Origin of the sequence: Novosphingobium profundi, from assembly GCF_018491765.1 — a bacterium.
Classification (GTDB): domain Bacteria; phylum Pseudomonadota; class Alphaproteobacteria; order Sphingomonadales; family Sphingomonadaceae; genus Novosphingobium; species Novosphingobium profundi.
Window position 1 is genome coordinate 98,554 of sequence record NZ_JABWCU010000018.1, and the last position, 18,131, is coordinate 116,684.

The window sequence follows — 18,131 nt, forward strand, 5'->3', positions numbered from 1 at the left end:
AAGTGATTTCGATATTTTGTGGCGGTACGGTGTACGCTGGAAGCAGCGTGCTGATAATCGCGACCATGATGGCTGGCCCAGCTTATGCTCAGGCCGAGGCTGATCATGCCGAGGAGGCCGAAACCGAGATCGTCGTCCAGGCGACGCGCACCGGACGTCGGGTTCAGGACGAACCGATCCGCGTCGATGTCATCAATCGCGAGGAGATTGAAGAAAAGCTCCTCATGCGTCCTGGCAACATCGCCATGCTTGTCAGCGAAACGCCGGGTGTCCGGGTTCAAACCACATCGCCCGCTCTGGGCGCAGCAAACGTCCGTATCCAGGGCCTCAAAGGCCGCTACACGCAGATCCTAGCTGACGGATTGCCGCTCTACGGCGGGCAGACGCCCTCCATCGGTTTGCTGCAAATCCCGCCAACCGACCTTGGCCAAGTGGAGATCATCAAGGGCGCGGCTTCGGCGCTCTATGGCCCCTCGGCGCTCGGCGGTGTCATCAATCTGGTCTCGCGGCGACCGAAGAGCGAACCGCAAGGCGAACTCCTGTTCAATGCCACCAGTCGCAACGGGCAGGATGTGACGGGGTATGTCGCCGCGCCGCTGAGCAGCCTGTTCAGCGCTTCGCTCACGGCCGGCTACGACCGGCAAAGCCGTCAGGACCTGAACGATGATGGCTGGGCAGACATGCCCGGCTACGAACGCTTCACAGTCCGGCCCCGGCTGTTTGTCGATGCTGCCGATGGCACCAAGGCCTTACTCACCTTCGGCGCGATGGCCGAGCAACGCGACGGTGGGACGATGCCAGGGGCGAATGCGCCGGACGGATCGCCGTTCGCGCAGACGCTGCGCAGCCGGCGCTACGATCTGGGCCTTACGGCCGAAACTCCGCTGGAAGGCATCGGCACGTTGCATCTGCGCGCCTCGGGCGTCACCCAGTCGCATCGCCATGTCTTCGGCGACACGGTTGAGAATGACCGCCACCGCACGGCATTTGCCGAGGCTTCGCTCGGCGGCAAGGAAAGCGCGACAACATGGCTGGCAGGCGCTGCGATCCAGTTGGACGACTATCGGTCCAAAGCCTATTCCGCCTTCGATTACGGTTACGCCGTGCCCGCGTTTTTCGTGCAGGGCGAGCAGGAACTGGCCGACAGGCTGACGCTGGCGGGAAGCCTGCGCTGGGACGCCCATAGCGACTATGGATCGCATGTCAGCCCGCGTCTTTCCGCGCTCTATCGGCCCGGTCCCTGGACGATTCGTGCGTCGCTGGGGCGCGGCTTCTACGCGCCAACACCGTTTGTCGAGGAGACAGAGTCCAACGGCCTCGCGCGACTCGTGCCTTACGGAAAGCTCAAAGCGGAGATCGCAGACAGCGGGTCGATCGACTTTGGCTACGCCAGCGGGCCGTTCGAGGCGAACCTCAGCCTGTTCGCTTCCAACATCGACCATGCCCAGCAGTTGCAGATGGTGGACGCGGATCATGTCACGCTGATCAATGCTGATGGCGTAACGCGGACGCGCGGCGCCGAAGTGCTGCTGCGCTATCGCTGGCAGGCTCTTTCTCTGACCGGCAGCTACGTCCATGTCGCCGCGAGTGAACCCGACCCCGATGGCTCCGGTCGGCGGATCGTACCGCTGACGCCCAAAGACAGCGCGGGCCTTGTCGGCATGTGGGAGAAGGAAGGGCGCGGCCGCTTCGGGATCGAGGCATACTATACCGGACGACAGTCGCTGGACGACAATCCCTATCGGACGCGCAGCAAGCCTTATGTCCAGCTCGGCGCGATGGGCGAAGTGATACTGGGCAAGGTCAGCCTGTTCCTCAATGCCGAGAACCTGCTCGATGTGCGGCAGACGAAATATGACCCGCTGCTCCTGCCGCGTCGGGCACCGACGGGTGCATGGACGGTCGATGCATGGGCGCCGACAGATGGGTTCGTCCTTAACGGAGGGGTGCGGATTCGCTTCGGCGGCGAATAGGTCCGCTACTCAGTTCACGGCGCGCCTGGCGCATGATCTGCCATCCGCCGGATAGTGCGAGCGCAGCCATGATTGCTGCGACTACGATGTCCGGCCAACCCGTGCCGGTGCCGAACACGCCCAGCGCTGCGGCGACCACGGCGATATTGCCGATCGCATCGTTGCGCGAGCAGATCCAGACCGAGCGTCGGTTGGCGTCACCCTCGCGGTGGCGCCACAGCATCGCGGCGCAGGCAAGGTTGGCGACAAGCGCGATCACGCCCACGAAACCCATGGTCTCTGCGGCAGGCACAGTTCCCTGCGCCGCCATCCAGATGGTGTTGCCCAGGACCCACAGTCCGAACAGTAGGATCGAGACGCCCTTGGCCATAGCCGCCCGTGCTCTCCACGCCAGAGCCATGCCCGCGACGCCGAGGCCTATCGCGTAGTTGGCCGCATCGCCCAGGAAGTCGAGTGCATCGGCCTTGAGCGATGCAGACCCGGCAGTGACCCCGGCGACCATCTCCACGCCGAACATGGCAGCGTTGATCACCAGCGCAATCCACAACACGCGCCGCCATGCCGCGTCGTTCAGCTTTTCGATATTGTCCTGTGATCCGCCACAGCATCCGCCGGCCATATGCATCTCCTGTTTCGGTGATGACAGGCTACATAGGGCCTGTAGCAACTACAGGGTCAAGGGCATGGCATTCACGATCGGCGACATGGGCAAGGCGACCGGCACCAAGATCGAGACGATCCGTTATTATGAAAAGATCGGCCTGCTGCCCAAGCCAGCGCGGACGACGAGCAATTACCGGGACTATGGGCAGGCAGAACTTGGGCGGCTGTCCTTCATCCGCCGTGCCCGCGACCTTGGGTTTTCGCTCGATCAGGTCCGGGCGTTGCTGAGCATCTCGGGCGATCGCCGTTGCGATTGCGCCGGCATCGATAAGATCGCCAAAGAGCACCTGCTGGAAGTGGATCGCAAGCTCGCGGACCTTGCGGCGCTTCGCAACGAGTTGAAGGCGGTTATCGATTCTTGCGACGGCGGCGTCGTTGCCGATTGCCGCATTATAGAGGCGCTTGGACCTGTGCCTCCAGGCTAAGCCCCGTTTCGGCAATGCGCCCTTGTCGGTCGCTCAAGGGCCGATCTGGCGCGCCAGGAAGCCGTCTGTCCGGTTAGGCTTGTCGATCCGAGCAGGCAGCAGCCGTGATGGGTGGAAAGCAGCCATCAAATCTGGTGAAACGAAATCCCGACGTCCTCGCCTGCCAGCGTGAAAGCCGAGAACCGACGTTCTGGGAAATCAAAGGCGAGTTTCGCTTGGAGCATTGCAACCATCGTCTTTGCTAATTGATCGACTTGCGTTTCCCTTAACTGGCTTTCGGTTGGATCGTTCGGGAATATCCCTTCTAACAGGAAGGCGTTCATCGCGGTTTCGATCTGTTTGCAAGTATGGCCTTGGCTTTCCCACCCTCGCAATCGCGCTGCGTCGAGCGGTCCGCGTAGTACATAGCCTTCGAACAACACGAGTTCTGGCCAGAATAACGAGGAGAGGCCTAGAGCATGGTCGGCTCGGCCCTCGATCCATATCCAATCAGAAGGCGCGATGCCTTGCCCATTGTTCCATTCGGTGAGTTCCGGGATCAAATGTGAAAGGTTGGTCATAAGGCAAGCGTAGTGGCATTATGAATGTCCGCAAGCGGGCAGCCCGATCGCTCTGCGCGTCGTCCGCAAAGGGGCGCGTGTTGAAATTCGGCCACGCGCCCTTGTTGGTCGTTCGAGGGCTGATTGACGCTCGAGAAACCTGCCGGTCCGGTCTCCCGCGCCGACCTGAGCGGTCGGCGATGATGATGGGTGGCTAGCTGTCATCCGAATCTTTGCGGCCGCTGATGAACCGAACGCATAAGAACGTTATCGTCACAGCAATCAAGGTCGGCACCAAAAACGGCACTTGCCGCCACCACGCATCCTCCGTTCCCGGAGCCGGATCGCCAAAAATGCGCCCAAGATCGAGGAAGATGAAGGCAAATAGCCCTGCTATCGCAGCGATCAGGCATCCGTTTCGGTTGCGTGGTTCGAGACCTTTGTAGCCGTTGCCCATGTCAGTAGAATAGTGCCTCAAGAGACGTCTGCAATGGGCGTGTGCAACTGGTCCGGTGCGCGCCCAAGTTGGTCGCTTGTCGGCTCATTCGTATACTGACACAGGTTTGCAAGAAGGGGGAGGGCTCGAAAACCCCTCCCGCCCAATCCGCATTCAGTAGATTTTTTCCTTCGAGCCGCCGGGAGTAAATCAAAAGTTGCCGGAAAAACGCAGGCCGAACGAGCGCGGCTGGACCGGGAACATGCGCGTTCCATCGACCGATGGCACGACGCCGACAATGGCCACCTCGTTGCCCAGGTTCTCCCCGTAGATGCTGGCCTCCCAACCCTCGCCGCGCAGGCCCAGGCGGGCGCCGAGCAGGGTGTAGGAGGGCAGGTAGGTGTTGTAGTCGTTCTCGTCGTTGAAGCTGGAATAGCTGCTGCCGTGGTAGCTGACATTGCCCCCTACGAAACCGGCCAGCGTTTCGCTGACGGGAAACTCGTAGTCGGCGTTGGCCGAGGCCGACCACTTGGGCGAAAGCGGAATGCGATCGCCCTTGTAGCCGATCGTACCGGCCGACAGCACGTCTGCGGGAAGGTCCTCGGCGAGCTTGGAAACCACGTAAGTGGCACTGCCGCTCAGCGTCAGGCCGCTCGTGGGCTTGAGCGTGAGATTGAGTTCGGCGCCGTCCGACGTCGTCTTGCCCGCGTTGATGGTATAGGCGAACGAACCCGCTGCGCTTGCGGAGAGCTGCTGGTCGGACCAGTCGACGTGGTACGCGGTAAGGTCGAAATAGAGCGCCTGGTCGAACAGGTAGCCCTTTACGCCCGCTTCGTAGCTCCACAAGCTATCGGGATCGTACGTGCCCGGAAACTCGACGCCGGCAGCTTGGGCCAAGGACGTTGCCGTGTTGACGCCGCCGATGCGAAAGCCCGAGGCCGCGCGGGCATAAAGGCTGACGTCCGGGGTGGCTTCCCACAGCAGGGCGAAGTTGTAGGTGGTGTACTTGTTGGTGCCCTTGCTGTCGCCGGTGACGCTAGGCTCGGTGACGATCCCGAAGACGAAATCGGGATAGACCGTCTGCAGGTTGGTGACGACATCGTGGATGTCGGCCTGGAAGTAGCGGATGCCCGCCGTCGCGGTAAAGCCGTCGAACGGCTTGAGGTCGGCCTGGCCATAGAGCGCGTACTGGTCGATCGTGCGGTCGGTATTGGTGCCGAATTCATAGACACTCGTGTCCGCGCGACATTCGGCGTAGCTGAAGCAGGTGGGCACGCCATCAGGCGCCTGGATCGCGTTGGTCTGGTAGAGGCTGCTGGTGTGCTCGTAGTAGGCTCCGGTCACCAGTTGCAGCGGGCCCTGGAAATCCGACAGGAAGCGGATCTCGGTGTTGAAATCCTTGAACCACACGCGCGGCACGAAACTGAGGTCGGCGCTTAGGCCATAGAGGTGGTTGGTGGGGGTGGAATCCTTGGTCGCCAGGACGTTCTGCTTGGTGTAGTTCGCGCTCGCGACGATCGCGCCGAAGCCCAGCTTGTAGTCCGCCGTCAGCGAGGCGAGCGTGTACTTGTCCTTGTAGATCTCGATCGTCGGCGAGGTGTTGAGGTAGGGGCTGTTGGTTTCCTGAAAGGCCTGCGAGCCATCGACGTCGATACGCTGGTGAGTGACCGAGGCGAGCAGCGAGAAGTCCTCGCTGAGCTGCAGCTTGGCCTGCCCGCGCACGCCGCGCACGTAACGGTCGTTGCCGTTCTTGTAGTAGTCCTGGTCATTCACCAGCTGGTCGACGAAGCCGCCGCCGGTCTCGGCCCAGCCGGTCACGCGCACGGCCAGGACGCCCGGGACGATGGGCGCGTTGACAGTGGCGTCGACTTTGCCCAGCGGGTTGCCGTCCTCGATCGTGGAGAGGTCCGCGCCGACATGGCCACCCCAGGTGTCGAGGTCGGGCTTATTGGTGATGACGCGGATCGTGCCGCTCATCGAGCTGGTCCCGAAAAGGGTGCCTTGCGGCCCCTTGAGCACTTCGACGCGCTCGATGTCGTGAAGGCGCAGGCCCGGCTTGCCATCGCCCAGGATGTTGCCGCCCTGGCCGCCCAGCACGGCCGATTCATCGAGGTAGAGCGCCGAGGTTGCCCCCACGTTCGACTGGATGCCGCGCAGGATGATCTTGTTTTGCGCCGCACCATAGCTCTGGATGTTGACCGAGGGATCGAGTGCGGCGAGGTCGCTGATGTCGGTGACGTTCAGGCGTTCGAGTTGCTCGCCCGAAAAGGCGGTTACGGCGAGAGCCGTGTCCTTGATCGTGGCGTCGCTGCGGCGCGTCGCGCTGACCACGATCGTGCCACCCGCCGAGTTGGGAGTGGCGGCGCTTTCGGCAGTATCCGTTGCCGCGTCAGCGGCGTGGGCCGGGATGCAAAGCCCGACTGCGGTCACGGAAATCGTCGCGAGCAAGGCGCGGCGAGCAGCAGCATGGGCATTCGAACGAACGGAGCGGCTCATGTTTTTCCCCTTGAAGATCAGGATTATTTTTCTTCAATCTACCTGTGATTCTTGGGCGTCGCGTATCTGCGCGATCGCGGGTTCTTCTTGCCGGAACGTGTTCGTCACGTATCCGGCATTTGACCGTCTTACGATGTGATTGTCATACAAAAAATTTGCCTTCGCAAGGGCAAAAATTGATCTGCCGCAATGCAAAATTTCTTGGCTTCGATCGCGACTTGGGGCTTGCCAAGTGTCAAAATATAATATTGTCTGATTGTATGACGCAATTAGAGGCAGTACCGATCCCCTACGTGGCCGGGGAAAGCCGCGAGGACGCCGGGCAATGGCCGGCGCCGCGCACTGCCAACTGGGCGCTCGGCGTGCTGTTCCTGGCCTATGTCGTAGCCTTCATCGACCGCACCATACTGGCGATCCTGATTCGGCCCGTGACGGCGGAAATGGATCTATCCGACATGCAGTTTGCGCTTGTCGGCGGGGTCGCATTCTCCTTGTTCTATGTAACCGCGGGATTGCCGATCGGATGGCTGGTGGACCGCTATTCGCGGCGCCTGATTGTCTTTGTAGGGGTTGCGGTCTGGAGCCTTTCGACGCTCTCCACCGCACTGGCGCAAAGCTTTGGCTGGCTGTTTCTGAGCCGCGTGGGTGTGGGCATCGGCGAGGCGGCCCTGGCACCCGCGGCCTATTCGCTGATCGCGGACTATTTCCCGCCCGATCGGCGCGGCCGGGCCGTGGCCATCTACACGCTGGGTGTCTCGATCGGGGCCTGTATCGCCTATCTTGTCGGCGGGCAGTTGATCGGGTTTGCCTCGCGCGCGGATTCGCTCCACCTTCCGCTTCTCGGGGCGCTTTCGCCCTGGCGGTTCGTCTTCGCGGTGCTGGGGATTCCGGGCCTTCTCCTGGCGCTCCTGACTTTGACCTTGCGCGAGCCTGCGCGGCGCGATGCCGCGTGCGGTCGCGCGCGTGCATCTGAGGCCGGAACCGAAAAGGCCGGCTTCGGGGCGTTCGTGGCCTTCGTGCGCCAGCACAAGGGCGTCTCGGCAACCTACATCCTGGGCTACAGCTTCATCAACCTGCCCTTTGCCGGCTTCATGCTCTGGGGCCCGGCGTTGTTCCAGCGCAGCCACGGCCTGGGTCCGGCGCAGTTGAGCTTTCCTTTGGCTCTGATCTTCCTCGTGCCGACACTGGCCGGGCAATGGCTGGGCGCGGCCTTGACCGATCGATTGCAAGGGCAGGGGCAGCGCGATGCGCCGTTCGTGACGGGTGCGCTGGCCTCGGCGCTTCTCGTCCCCGTGGCGATTGCCATGCCGCTGGTGGGCAGCGCGACACTGGCCTTTATCCTTCTGGCCGTGCTCGTCTTTCTTGTCTGCGCATCGGTGGGCCATCACGCCGTGGTCGCCGCGAACGTCGCCCCCAACCGCCTGCGCGGTCTCTACATCGCCAGTTTCTTTTTCGTCCAGAACATCCTGGGCCAGGCGATCATCGCGCTGGTCACCGCGTTCCTGACCGACCGCGTCTTTGGCGGACCGATCTTCCTGGGGCGGTCGATGGCGATTGTCGGGGGCTGCGGCGCGGCGCTCGGCTGCGGGCTGCTGCTGCGCGGGCGCTCCATGCTGCGTCGGGTCTCGTCCGACACCTTCTGAACTCTCTGTCCCAAGGAGCAAGATCAGTGAAATTCGGCTTCTTCAATCTCATGCCCTGGCCACACTATCCCGAGCCGCCCAAGGTTTACCCGACGCCCAACCGCGATTACGATCCGCTCGTCGGGCGTGAACTCTACAATGGTTACATCGACCTGCTGGTCCATGCCGAGACTTGCGGGTTCGACTGGGTGGCCTGCAACGAGCACCATTTCAGTCCCTACGGCACGATGGCCAACTGCAACCTGATCGGCTCGATCCTCGCGCGCGAGACGAAGACCATTGGGCTTGCGATGGTCGGCAACCTGCTGCCGCTCTCCAACCCGGTGCGCGTGGCCGAGGAATACGCGATGATCGACGTCATCAGCGGTGGGCGCCTGATCGCGGGCTTCATGCGCGGGGTGCCGCACGAATACATCGCCTACAATTCGCCGCCCAGCGAATCGCGCCGGCGCCAGAAGGAGGCCGCCGAACTGGTCCAGCGCTGCTGGTCCGAGCCCGAGCCCTTCGGCTGGGAAGGCGAGTTCTACCAGTTCCGCTCGATCTCGATCTGGCCAAGGCCGATCCAGTCACCGCCGCCGATCCTGATGTCGGCGAGCAACGTCGAATCGGCCGCGATCGCCGCTGAAAGCCGCGCGATCATGGGCATGGGCCTGATCCACAACCTCGACGTCGCGCGCGCCAATGTCGATACGTACTATCGCGTGGCGGAGGAGAGCGGCTGGGCGCCCACGCCCGAGCATATCCTGATGGGGGCAAGCACCTGCATTTGCGAAACCGACGCAGAGGCCCGCGAGGTCTTCGCCAAGGCACTCGACTATTTCCACGATACCTTGATGAAGCCGACCTACGATGCGCTCAAGCTCGTCGCGCGCGCAGGCTTCTTCAACAAGCAGGAGGCCGGTTCGAGCTACGACAACCGCCTCGACAAGGTCGCCTCGAAGAAGACCATCGACGAGATGATCGAGGCGGGCTCGATCTTCTGCGGCAGCCCCAAGAGCGTGGTCAGCCAGATTACCCGCTTCAAGGAAAAGCTGGGCTGCGGCGCGATCAACCTGAGCATGCAGATCGGCAACCTGCCGGTGGAGACGGTCCGCCGCGGCATGGATCTGTTCCGCGAGGAAGTTCTCCCCCAGGTGAAGGCGCTTTGAGATGACCCAGACCACACTCGAACCGGGCCTGAAGGAAACCGGAATGGCTTACCAGACCCACACCGTCGCGCTGGGTGCGCGAGAGTTCGGCTACCTTGCTGCCGGAGAGGGGGAGCCGCTGCTCGTGCTGCACACCTCGGGCGGCCCCTTGTGGACGCCTCTGCTGGAAATGCTGGCCGCCACCCGCCGAGTGGTCATGCCGATCCTGCCGGGCTTCGGGGGATCGGACCTTGTCGAGGGGCTTGCCGATCCGGCTGCCCTTGCGGGCTGGGTCGCGCAATTCAAGGCGGCGGTTCTGGGCGGGGAGGCGCTCGATGTCTTCGGGGGATCGTTCGGGGGGCAGGTGGCGCTGCATCTGGCGGCCGATCATCCGGGGCTCGTGCGCGATCTCGTGCTCGAGGCGCCTTCGGGCGTGGCCGTGGGCGCCGCGCCGCCGCCGCCCGGAAAGCCGGTGCTCTTCGCCCATCCCGAAAAGGCCGAAGGCCTCATGCCCTCGCCCGAGATCGCCGCGACCAATTCGGCGGCGTTTCGCGCCTATGGCGGTCCGGCGCTGGTCGACGAGGGGCTCCTGGCCAAGCTGGACGCGGTGACCATGCCCGTGCTGGTGATCCAGGGAACGTGCGATGCGGTGACCCCTGTGCAAGCGGCGCGCTACCTCGCAGGGGCCTTGCCCAACTGCAAGATGACCTACGTCTACGATGCCGGCCACGGCGTCCAGGTCGACCAGGCCGAGGCGATGTTCAAGGTCGTTCGCCACTTTCTCGACAAGGGGCCTGCCTTCATCGTGGCCGATCGCGCCTACGCCTGATCGGTCCGCCATTCGCCAATTAAAAGGGGGCCGGACATCGCCAATGTCCGGCCCCCTTTTTCATGTCTGGTAGGGTGGCTCTTGCCTATTCGGCCTTCGTCGGTGCCTCGAAGGTGGCAAGGATCGTGTCGCGCGAGTTCACGATATGCGAGCGCACGGCGCTCATCGCGGCCTTGGCATCGCGCGCGACGATGGCATCGATGATCGCGTCCCACTCCGCCATGCCGTCATCGAGACGCTGCGGCGCCGACATCGAGGCGAGGCGCAGATAGGACACGCGCTTGAGTAGCTGCTTTCCCGTTTCGGCGATGATGCGGCTGCCCGAGCCTTCGAGGATGGTCTCGTAGAGCGCGGCGGCCTGCTCGGCGAGCGCGGGGATGTCCCCCTTGCGCACGATCTTGCGAATGGTCTTGGCCATGCCTTGAAGCGATTTGATGACCTCGCAATCGTCGTTCTCGACGAGGCGGCGTACGGCGTCGGTCTCGATCAGGGCGCGAAGGTCATAAATATCGCGCGCGTCCTGTGCGCTTACGTGGGCAACCGATATGTTTCGGCGCGGGCCGGCCTCGATCAGGCCTTCCGCCTGGAGCTGGCGCAGCGCTTCGCGTACCGAAGTGCGGCTGACCCCCAGGGCCTCGCACAGTTCGCGTTCGACGAGGCGCTTGCCCGGTGGATAAAGGCCGCTGGCGATGGCCGCGCGCAGCTTGGCCAGTGCATGTTCGCGTACGAGAGTGGGATTTGCGTCGATGCGCAGATCTTTAACGTCCAAAGGTTCTGTCCCTCTTCGGCTAGGGCGTACGACACAACGTGTGTCGGATTCGTGCCTATAGCCTTCATGTATGCTGTCATACAATATGCGAATGGATCCGGGGCGGGAAGGTGACAGGATGCCCCGCCCGTCCAGCCCGCCCGTTCGAATTTGCCCATCCGGCTTTGACGCTCTGGTTTCCGGGCGATGTGACCGATCGCCTGGAAACCAGAGCATGGCAGCTCAATCGTGCCCAGGCCCCCAGATCCAGTCGATGCGGTCGTCGGGCATCCGGGCCGGCATGACCCGGTGCCAGTTCGCAGCGAGGTCGGGCGAGCCTTTGCCATTGTACTTGGCATAGGCGGGATAGGCATAGAGCGGGCGGGTGCGCTTGACGACATCACCCTCGCGCTGCGTGGCGACCACGCCGTCGGGCGCGCGGCCCTGTTCGACCCAGGCCATGATCGCGGGAATGAAGTCGAAGGTGTTGGGCGCATCGCCGCCTCGGCAATGGAACATGCCGGGCACCATGAAGACGCGGAACCAGTCGCGCAGTTCGGCCATGCCGCCAAGCCGGGCGGCGACCTGCGAATAGTAGTCGAGCGAGCCGAGCGGGGTCACGCCCTGGTCGGCCCAGCCATGGTAGAGGATGAGACGGCCGCCGCGTGCGTGGAAGGCGGCCAGGTCGGGCGCTTCTCCCGGGGTTACCGGATCGTACTGGGCCACTTGCGCACGGACTTTGGCCATGTCGGTGTCCCAGTTGAAATCATGATAGTCGAAGTCGCGGCGTGGCTGGTCGAACATCAGGTAGCGCAGCGAGCCTTCGGGCAGGGTCCAGGTGTCGTCTCCGCCCCAGGCGCCTTCGCTGCCGGGCATCATCCCGCCCGGGACAAGCCGCTCGCCCTTGCTGTTGCGCGGGCCATCGTAATTCGCCTTGGCTGCGGCAATCTGCTTGGCCGAAAGGCAGCCGGAGCTCTGGCCCGGCTTGCACAGCAGGACAGCCGGATCGAAGTGGCAGGCGCGCGGGTCCATGATGATCCCGTCCTTCAGGCCGTCGATGCCATCGCAGGCCTTGATCGTGGCGGCGTGCAGGAGCGCAAGTGCCGCCGTGTCGAAGACCGGCACGTTGTCTCGGTCGAACAGGTGCTGCGCGGCCCAGGTGTTGGCAATCGCACCAAGGCGTCCCGCGAAGGCCGGATCGCCCGCGATGATGCCGTCGAAGTCGTCCGGCTGGTGCTGGGCGAGGTAAAGCCCTTCGCGCCCGCCGGTCGAGCAGCCGCGAAAATAGCTGTAAGCGGGCTTGGCCTTGTAGAAGAGCGCGATAAGCCGCTTGGCGACGACGGCGGTGGCGTGCGTGGCGCGCCCGGCATAGTCGCGGCGCAACTGGGGGTCGGCGCCCCACAGGGGATCGCTCAGGACCGCGCCGACGTGGCCCAGGTTGTTGGCCGCGACGACGAAATCGCGCGCCAGCATGTCCCCGCAGCCGCGCGCGTTGACGAAGCCGCAAAAGCCCCCACAGCCGATCTGGAAATAGCGTCCGTTCCACGTGGTCGTGGGCAGGCGCACCTCGAACTGGATCTGGGGCTCGATGTAGCCGGTTACTGCGCAATAGGCGTGGGTGTCGCCCGAGGCCTCGACGAGCTTGCTCGACAGGATCGTGGCGGGAAAGTCCTTGGCGCGCGAGAGGTCGGCCTTGCCCAGGGCGGCGCAGTCCATCGTGGCGGAAAGCGAGGCGTCGAGCGCCGCCTTGGCGGGCGTGGCGGGAGTCTGGGCCAGCGCCGGGCGCGCGGCGCCAAGCGCCAGCAGCGACAGGAGCAGCAGCGCCAGGGATCGCACCTTGAACGGGAAGGGAAGGAAGCGTGGCAAGATCGAACTCCGCTGGAACGAGGAAATGGGCAGGGGCGGGTTGGGGGACCGATGGCGTGTCAGGGGATGGAAAGCGCGACGGGGATTTCCTGGCCGCCTTGCTTGTAGACAGTGCCGTTCTTCATCACGAAGGCGACATGCTCGACAAGCGTGATGTCCTTCGTCGGATCGCCCGCGACGGCAATGATGTCGGCGTAGCGTCCGGGGGCAATGAGGCCGATCTCGTCCGAGCCGATCAGCTCGGAATTTCGGATCGTTGCCGCCTGGAGCACTTCGCGCGGCGCCATCCCGGCCTTGACCATGATCTCGGCTTCCTTGGTGTTTTCGCCCGATCCGGTGTCGCTGCCGAAGGCGATCTTGACGCCGTCCTTGTAGGCGCGGGTCAGCTTGTCGAAGCCCGTGCCCATTGCCAGCACCTTGGCACGGGTCGAGGGGCTGAGCGCCTCGGGGTCCTTCGTCGCGGTTTCATAGAGCTTGTACGTGGTGAGGAGAGTGGGCACGAACCAGGTCCCGTGCGCGCGCATGAGCTGGAAGCTTTCCTCGTCGGCATAAGTGCCATGCTCGATCGAATCGACGCCCAGGCGCACCGCGGCGTCGATCGCGGCCTTGCCATGGGCGTGCGCGGCGATCTTGAGGCCCATCATGTGCGCCGCCTCGACTGCCGCGCCGATCTCGGCGTCGGTCATCAGCTTGGCCTTGGGGTCATCGTTCTGGCTGACGACCCCGCCCGAGGGCATGATCTTGATGACCTTTGCGCCCAGCTTGTGCTCCTTTCGGCCAAGCGCCAGCACCGCGTCCGCGCCATTGGCGATGCCGGCTCCGAATTCGGGACGGCTGACATCCTCGGCAAGTCCGCTGCTCCAGTCGTTGTGGCCTCCTGTGGGGCCGATGTCCTCGCCCGAATTCCACATGCGCGGCCCCACGACGGTGCCGTTCTCGATGGCCTTTCGCAGCGCCGTATCGACCCCGTAGAGCGCGCCGAGATCGCGCACCGTGGTCACGCCCGAAAGCAGGACCTTGCGGGCGTTGACGGTGGAGGCCAGCGCCACGTCGAGCGGCGAATTGGTCATCGTCTTGGCGATCGAATTGCCCGTGCGGGGAAGCGAGGTGATGTGCGTGTGCGCATCGATGATCCCGGGCAGCACGGTCATGTCTTCCAGGTCGATGACCTCGGCGTCCGCCGGGATGGGCGATGCATAACCGGTCTTGACCGCGACGATGCGCGCGTCGCGCACGGTGATGGTCGTGGGGCCGGTGATCGTGCCGGTCTTCGCATCGAACATGTGTCCGGCGTGGATCACGGTGTCGCGCGCGATCGCGGCGCCGGTGCCCTGCGCGCTCAAGGCCAGCGCCGTCAGGGTCAGGCGCAAGGCGCGGCGGCGGGATGGGAAGCGGCGCCTAAGAGCGGCAGGACTCATGCGAGGACCTCGTTGTCGACTGGGAAGAGGAGCGGGCTGTTCGGGCGGAGGGTCTTGCGCGATCAGGTTGTGACTTTTGTCATACGATATGAACGTAATAGCAAGATCACGCCGAGGCAAGAAAGCGTTCGGCGCGGATTTTTTCAGGAGGGATGCCGGCGCCGCGCAAGGCCGTGCGTGCTGCCTCGATCATCGCAGGCGGTCCGCAAAGGTGAAAGGCGGTGTCGGGGGAGAGATCCTCGGACGCGAGCAGGGCGAGCGCATGGCCCGGACGAATCGGGCCATTGGCACCTTCGATCAGGGCGATGCGCACCTCCAGTCCCGGCACCCGGGATTCCAGTTCGCGAAGGTGGTCGTGCAGGAACAGGTGTTCGGGCGCGGCGCAGCCAAAGCACAGCAACTTTGGCGAGGTGTCACCCTCTTGTGCGGCGATCATCGCAAGGATCGGGGCAAGCCCGGTGCCGCCCGCGAGGAAGACTTGCCGCGCGGCTCGGGTGTCGACGGCAAAGCCTCCCAGCGGGGCCTGCACGACGAGGCGGTCTCCAGGCTCCGCCCGCTCGGTCATCCAGCGGGTGACTTCGCCGCCTTCGACATGGCGGATGAGCAGCGTGACGAAGGGCATGTCCGCAGGCGTGCTGGCGATTGAATAGGCCCTTGCGGCGCGCAGGCCCGGGGGGCGCAGGCGGATGTACTGGCCCGGCTGGAAGGCGAATTCGCAGCCATCCTCGAGGCGCAGGACAAGGCGGGTAACGCTTGTGCACAGGGGCTCGAGGCGTTCGAGCGTGGCGCGCAGCTTGGCCGGTTCGCTCGGGCGCGGGGCTAGGGGGTATTCCAGCTGGAGCGTGGCATCCCCGCGCAGGCGCGTGCAGCACGTGGCGACGAGACCTTCGGCCGCTTCCTCGGTGCTGACGATCGGGGCCCGAGCCCCGGTCAGGGAATCGCCTTGAGCACAACGCGCAAGACAGGCCCCGCATTCGCCCGAGAGGCAGTCGCTGCGCAGCGGTGCGTCCTGGCGCAGGGCGGCTTGCGCCAGCGTCTCTCCCTCTTCGACAAGCAGCTCGAACGCGGCTTCGTCGGCAAATTCCAGTCGTGCCTTGAACATCGGATGCCTCACCAGAAATGCGGTTGTCTTTGTCATACAATCATATAATATGAGGCTATGACTTCAACCGAAATTCTCGCGCATCGGCTGAACGGTGCCTATCATGGTCCGCTGATCTCTCCGATCGCGGCCGAGCTGGAAGAGGGCTCGATCGCGGCGGCCTATGCGGTCCAGCTCGAGCAGGTGCGGATGTGGCAGGCGGCCGGGCGCCGCGTGGTCGGTCGCAAGATCGGACTGACGTCACCGGCCGTTCAGCGCCAGCTTGGCGTCGACAGCCCCGACTTTGGACACCTGATGGCCGACATGGTCTTTGGCGATGCCACTGAACTCGACTACACCCGGCTCCAGCAGCCCAAGGCCGAGGCCGAGATCGCGCTGATTCTCGAAAAGCCGATCCCGCATCCCGACGCCACCGTGGCCGACGTGATCGCCGCGACCGGCTGGGTCCTGCCCGCGCTCGAGATCGTCTCGAGCCGGATCGCCGACTGGCGCATCTCGATCCTCGACACCGTGGCGGACAACGCCTCCTCCGGGCTCGTCGCGCTGGGTGGCCCCGCGCGTCGCCTCGACGGGCTCGACCTCGTGGGGTGTACGATGACCATGTGGAAGGGCGAGGAAGTCGTCTCGCAAGGGCGCGGCGCGGATTGTCTGGGCAGTCCGCTCAACGCCGCCGCCTGGCTGGCGCGCGCGGCCTGCGCCAACGGCACCCCGCTCGAGGCCGGCGAAGTGATCCTGACGGGCGCGCTGGGGCCGATGGTCCCGGTCGCGCCCGGCGACGTCGTGCGCGCCGAGATTTCCGGCATCGGCGCCGTCGAAACCCGATTTTCTGTTCCCGATAAGGAGATTAGCGCGTGAGTGAAGAGCCGCTCGTCAACCCCGAAGTGGTTGAAATGGTTGGAGACTGGCGCGGCTATGTCGAGGCAAAACTGGGCTTTCGCAACCATTGGTACCCGATCCGTTTTTCCAGCGAGCTGAACGAAGGTGCGTTGCAGGTCGTCCAGCTCCTGGGCGAGAAGCTGCTCCTCAAGCGTATCGACGGCAAAGTCTACGCCATGCGCGACCGTTGCCTGCACCGCGGCGTGCCGCTCTCGCGCAAGCCCGATTGCTATACCAAGGACACCATCACCTGCTGGTATCACGGCTATACCTATCGGTTCCAGACGGGCGAGCTGGTCAATATCCTCGCCGTGCCCGACAGCCGCCTGTGCGGGCGGCGCAAGATCGTCACGTATCCCTGCCAGGAAGCCAAGGGGCTGATCTTCGTGTTCCTGGGCGACGAGGACATGGTGCATGACCTGTCGAAGGACGTGCCTCCGGGCTTCCTCGACGAGGACGTGATGGTGCTGGGCAAGCACCGCGAGGTGGCCTCGAACTGGCGGCTGGGCTGCGAGAACGGCTTCGACGCGCTGCACATCTTCATCCACAAGGATTCCACGCTCCGCCATTTTCGCGAATTCAACTTCCCGATCGGCCATACCCCGCTTCCCGGCGCGGTGACCTGTGTCGAGGACGAGGACGGACCCAAGGGGGTGGAGGACGATTTCTCCAAGCACCTGCCGATCTGGGACGGCGAGATCGACGGGCAAGTTGTGGTCAAGGGCCCCAAGCTCGATCCCAAGAAGGGCACCTCGGCCTCGGTCGGCACGTCGATCTGGCTGCCCGGCGTCCTCAAGGTCAACAGCTTCCCGGTGCCCGGCATCACCCAGTTCGAATGGTACGTGCCGATCGACGAGGGGCGCCACCTCTACGTCCAGACGCTGGGCCAGAGCTGCGCGAGCGACGAGGAACGCACCGACTTCGCCAACAAGTTCGAGACGCACTGGAAGCCGCACGGCCTCGACGGGTTCAACAACGACGACATCTGGGCGCGCGAGGTGACCGAGCCCTTCTACGCCGACGACTACGGCTGGGTCGACGAGATGCTCTGCGAGCCCGATTCGACGATCCTTGAATGGCGCCGCCTCGCCGCGCGCCAGGGCCGGGGCATCCAGTCGAAGCAGGACCTGCGATGATGGCGCTCGCGGCCATGGAGATCGCGCACCGCACGATCGATGCCGGCGGGATCGCCACGCACTACCTCGAAGCGGGCGAGGGGCCGGTGCTCGTGCTCGTCCACGGCGGCGGTGCTGGCGCGGACAGCTGGGGCAACTGGAAGGACTGCATTCCCCTTCTTGCCCCGCATTTCCGTGTCATCGCCCCCGACATGGTCGGCTTTGGTGCGACCGCGAAGCCTGCGCCCGCAACCGAAGAAAATCCCGAAGGCTATGTCTACGACCAGCCCGGGCGCAATCGCCATATGGCCGACTTTCTCGACGCGATGGGCCTGTCGCAGGTGTTCTACGTCGGCAATTCGATGGGTGGGGCGACCGGCATCGGGATTGCGGTCGAGCGTCCCGAGCTGATCGCCAGGATGGTGCTGATGGGCAGCGCGGGACTGCCCATCCCGCCCAAACCCTCGCCCGACCTGATGCACAACTTGCGCTACGACTTCACCATGGAAGGCATGCGCCGGGTGATCGGCGGGCTGACCGGCCCCGGCTTCGTGCCGAGCGAGGAGCTGGTGAAGTACCGCTACGACCTCGTCGACAGGCCCGAGGCGAAAGCGGCGCTTGGCGCGATCAACGCCGAGACGCGCAAGGGCACGCTCAACTACGCCGAGGACTACGTCGCGCGCATCGGCCAGCCGGTGCTCGTCGTCAACGGCAAGGAAGACGGCGTCTCGATCCTGCCACGCGCGTACAAGTTCCTCGAACTGATCGCCGATAGCTGGGGCTACATCGTGCCCCACTGCGGGCACTGGGCGATGATCGAGGCGACCGAGGATTTTTGCACGGCGATCACCGCGTTCTTCGGCAAGGAGGCCTGA

The 18,131-nt window shown here is 64.3% G+C and carries 16 protein-coding genes; 8 read left to right on the forward strand and 8 right to left on the reverse strand.

Annotation, left to right across the window (positions count from 1 at the left end; translation table 11 throughout):
- Positions 1-47 precede the first annotated feature (47 nt).
- Entirely contained in the window at positions 48-1,973 is a 1,926-nt protein-coding gene (locus tag HT136_RS20025) for a TonB-dependent receptor plug domain-containing protein (RefSeq protein WP_343222255.1), read from the forward strand.
- Here the strand turns inward: HT136_RS20025 and HT136_RS20030 are convergent.
- Positions 1,936-2,592, reverse strand: a complete 657-nt coding sequence (locus HT136_RS20030) for a cation efflux transmembrane domain-containing protein (protein WP_214201618.1) — start codon at positions 2,590-2,592, stop codon at positions 1,936-1,938. The genes HT136_RS20025 and HT136_RS20030 overlap by 38 nt on opposite strands.
- Before the next feature lie 64 nt (positions 2,593-2,656).
- Between HT136_RS20030 and HT136_RS20035 the strand changes: the two genes are divergently transcribed.
- Positions 2,657-3,061 (forward strand): MerR family transcriptional regulator, encoded by a 405-nt coding sequence (locus HT136_RS20035; RefSeq protein WP_214201619.1) that lies wholly within the window; start codon positions 2,657-2,659, stop codon positions 3,059-3,061.
- A gap of 125 nt (positions 3,062-3,186) precedes the next feature.
- On the opposite strand, the gene HT136_RS20040 is transcribed toward HT136_RS20035, so the two are convergent.
- The 3 genes from HT136_RS20040 to HT136_RS20050 all read right to left on the reverse strand — a co-directional run bounded on the left by HT136_RS20040 (position 3,187) and on the right by HT136_RS20050 (position 6,532).
- Complete coding sequence (locus tag HT136_RS20040) at positions 3,187-3,621, reverse strand: hypothetical protein (protein WP_214201620.1); 435 nt, start codon at positions 3,619-3,621, stop codon at positions 3,187-3,189.
- A 193-nt stretch (positions 3,622-3,814) separates the two neighbouring features.
- Positions 3,815-4,057, reverse strand: a complete 243-nt coding sequence (locus HT136_RS20045; RefSeq protein ID WP_214201621.1) for a hypothetical protein — start codon at positions 4,055-4,057, stop codon at positions 3,815-3,817.
- Between the two features lie 189 nt (positions 4,058-4,246).
- A complete protein-coding gene (locus HT136_RS20050) occupies positions 4,247-6,532 on the reverse strand; it encodes a TonB-dependent receptor (RefSeq protein ID WP_214201622.1) in 2,286 nt (761 codons plus the stop codon).
- 260 nt (positions 6,533-6,792) lie between these two features.
- On the opposite strand from HT136_RS20050, the gene HT136_RS20055 reads away from it, so the two are divergent.
- The 3 genes from HT136_RS20055 to HT136_RS20065 are packed head-to-tail and all read left to right on the forward strand — an operon-like array spanning position 6,793 to position 10,131.
- Positions 6,793-8,175, forward strand: coding sequence for an MFS transporter (locus HT136_RS20055; protein WP_214201623.1), 1,383 nt, complete (start codon positions 6,793-6,795; stop codon positions 8,173-8,175).
- 26 nt (positions 8,176-8,201) lie between these two features.
- Complete coding sequence (locus HT136_RS20060; RefSeq protein WP_214201624.1) at positions 8,202-9,323, forward strand: LLM class flavin-dependent oxidoreductase; 1,122 nt, start codon at positions 8,202-8,204, stop codon at positions 9,321-9,323.
- 1 nt (position 9,324) lies between these two features.
- Positions 9,325-10,131: an alpha/beta fold hydrolase gene (locus tag HT136_RS20065; protein ID WP_214201625.1), complete on the forward strand. Its 807-nt coding sequence runs from the start codon at positions 9,325-9,327 to the stop codon at positions 10,129-10,131.
- A gap of 85 nt (positions 10,132-10,216) precedes the next feature.
- On the opposite strand, the gene HT136_RS20070 is transcribed toward HT136_RS20065, so the two are convergent.
- From HT136_RS20070 to HT136_RS20085, 4 genes are all read right to left on the reverse strand, one after another.
- The gene (locus HT136_RS20070; RefSeq protein ID WP_246543962.1) at positions 10,217-10,900 is read right to left on the reverse strand and encodes a GntR family transcriptional regulator; all 684 of its coding nucleotides are present in this window, start codon (positions 10,898-10,900) and stop codon (positions 10,217-10,219) included.
- Positions 10,901-11,122: 222 nt separating this feature from the next.
- A complete protein-coding gene (locus HT136_RS20075; protein WP_246543971.1) occupies positions 11,123-12,745 on the reverse strand; it encodes a tannase/feruloyl esterase family alpha/beta hydrolase in 1,623 nt (540 codons plus the stop codon).
- 59 nt (positions 12,746-12,804) lie between these two features.
- Entirely contained in the window at positions 12,805-14,163 is a 1,359-nt protein-coding gene (locus HT136_RS20080; RefSeq protein ID WP_214201626.1) for a metal-dependent hydrolase family protein, read from the reverse strand.
- A 106-nt stretch (positions 14,164-14,269) separates the two neighbouring features.
- Complete coding sequence (locus tag HT136_RS20085) at positions 14,270-15,265, reverse strand: FAD-binding oxidoreductase (protein ID WP_214201627.1); 996 nt, start codon at positions 15,263-15,265, stop codon at positions 14,270-14,272.
- A gap of 57 nt (positions 15,266-15,322) precedes the next feature.
- Here HT136_RS20085 and HT136_RS20090 point away from each other — a divergent pair, with 57 nt between their 5' ends.
- From HT136_RS20090 to HT136_RS20100, 3 genes are read left to right on the forward strand one after another with little or no spacing between them, the layout of a single operon-like run.
- On the forward strand, positions 15,323-16,120 hold the full coding sequence (locus tag HT136_RS20090) for a 2-keto-4-pentenoate hydratase (RefSeq protein ID WP_214201628.1): 798 nt from the start codon (positions 15,323-15,325) through the stop codon (positions 16,118-16,120).
- Positions 16,117-17,277 carry a Rieske 2Fe-2S domain-containing protein gene (locus HT136_RS20095; RefSeq protein ID WP_214201629.1) on the forward strand — a complete coding sequence of 387 codons (1,161 nt, stop codon included), beginning with the start codon at positions 16,117-16,119 and terminating at the stop codon, positions 17,275-17,277. The genes HT136_RS20090 and HT136_RS20095 overlap by 4 nt, the downstream gene beginning before the upstream one ends.
- Positions 17,274-18,131, forward strand: coding sequence for an alpha/beta fold hydrolase (locus HT136_RS20100; protein ID WP_246543973.1), 858 nt, complete (start codon positions 17,274-17,276; stop codon positions 18,129-18,131). Before HT136_RS20095 ends, HT136_RS20100 begins: the two co-directional genes overlap by 4 nt.

What these genes read in the sequence shown, in the direction of transcription:
- HT136_RS20080 (WP_214201626.1), bottom strand. Translation starts at nt 14,163, where the DNA reads ATGAGTCCTGCCGCTCTTAGGCGCCGCTTCCCATCCCGCCGCCGCGCC.
- HT136_RS20100 (WP_246543973.1), top strand. Translation starts at nt 17,274, where the DNA reads ATGATGGCGCTCGCGGCCATGGAGATCGCGCACCGCACGATCGATGCC.
- HT136_RS20090 (WP_214201628.1), top strand. Translation starts at nt 15,323, where the DNA reads ATGACTTCAACCGAAATTCTCGCGCATCGGCTGAACGGTGCCTATCAT.
- HT136_RS20085 (WP_214201627.1), bottom strand. Translation starts at nt 15,265, where the DNA reads ATGTTCAAGGCACGACTGGAATTTGCCGACGAAGCCGCGTTCGAGCTG.
- HT136_RS20065 (WP_214201625.1), top strand. Translation starts at nt 9,325, where the DNA reads ATGACCCAGACCACACTCGAACCGGGCCTGAAGGAAACCGGAATGGCT.
- HT136_RS20035 (WP_214201619.1), top strand. Translation starts at nt 2,657, where the DNA reads ATGGCATTCACGATCGGCGACATGGGCAAGGCGACCGGCACCAAGATC.
- HT136_RS20045 (WP_214201621.1), bottom strand. Translation starts at nt 4,057, where the DNA reads ATGGGCAACGGCTACAAAGGTCTCGAACCACGCAACCGAAACGGATGC.
- HT136_RS20040 (WP_214201620.1), bottom strand. Translation starts at nt 3,621, where the DNA reads ATGACCAACCTTTCACATTTGATCCCGGAACTCACCGAATGGAACAAT.
- HT136_RS20055 (WP_214201623.1), top strand. Translation starts at nt 6,793, where the DNA reads ATGACGCAATTAGAGGCAGTACCGATCCCCTACGTGGCCGGGGAAAGC.
- HT136_RS20050 (WP_214201622.1), bottom strand. Translation starts at nt 6,532, where the DNA reads ATGAGCCGCTCCGTTCGTTCGAATGCCCATGCTGCTGCTCGCCGCGCC.
- HT136_RS20030 (WP_214201618.1), bottom strand. Translation starts at nt 2,592, where the DNA reads ATGGCCGGCGGATGCTGTGGCGGATCACAGGACAATATCGAAAAGCTG.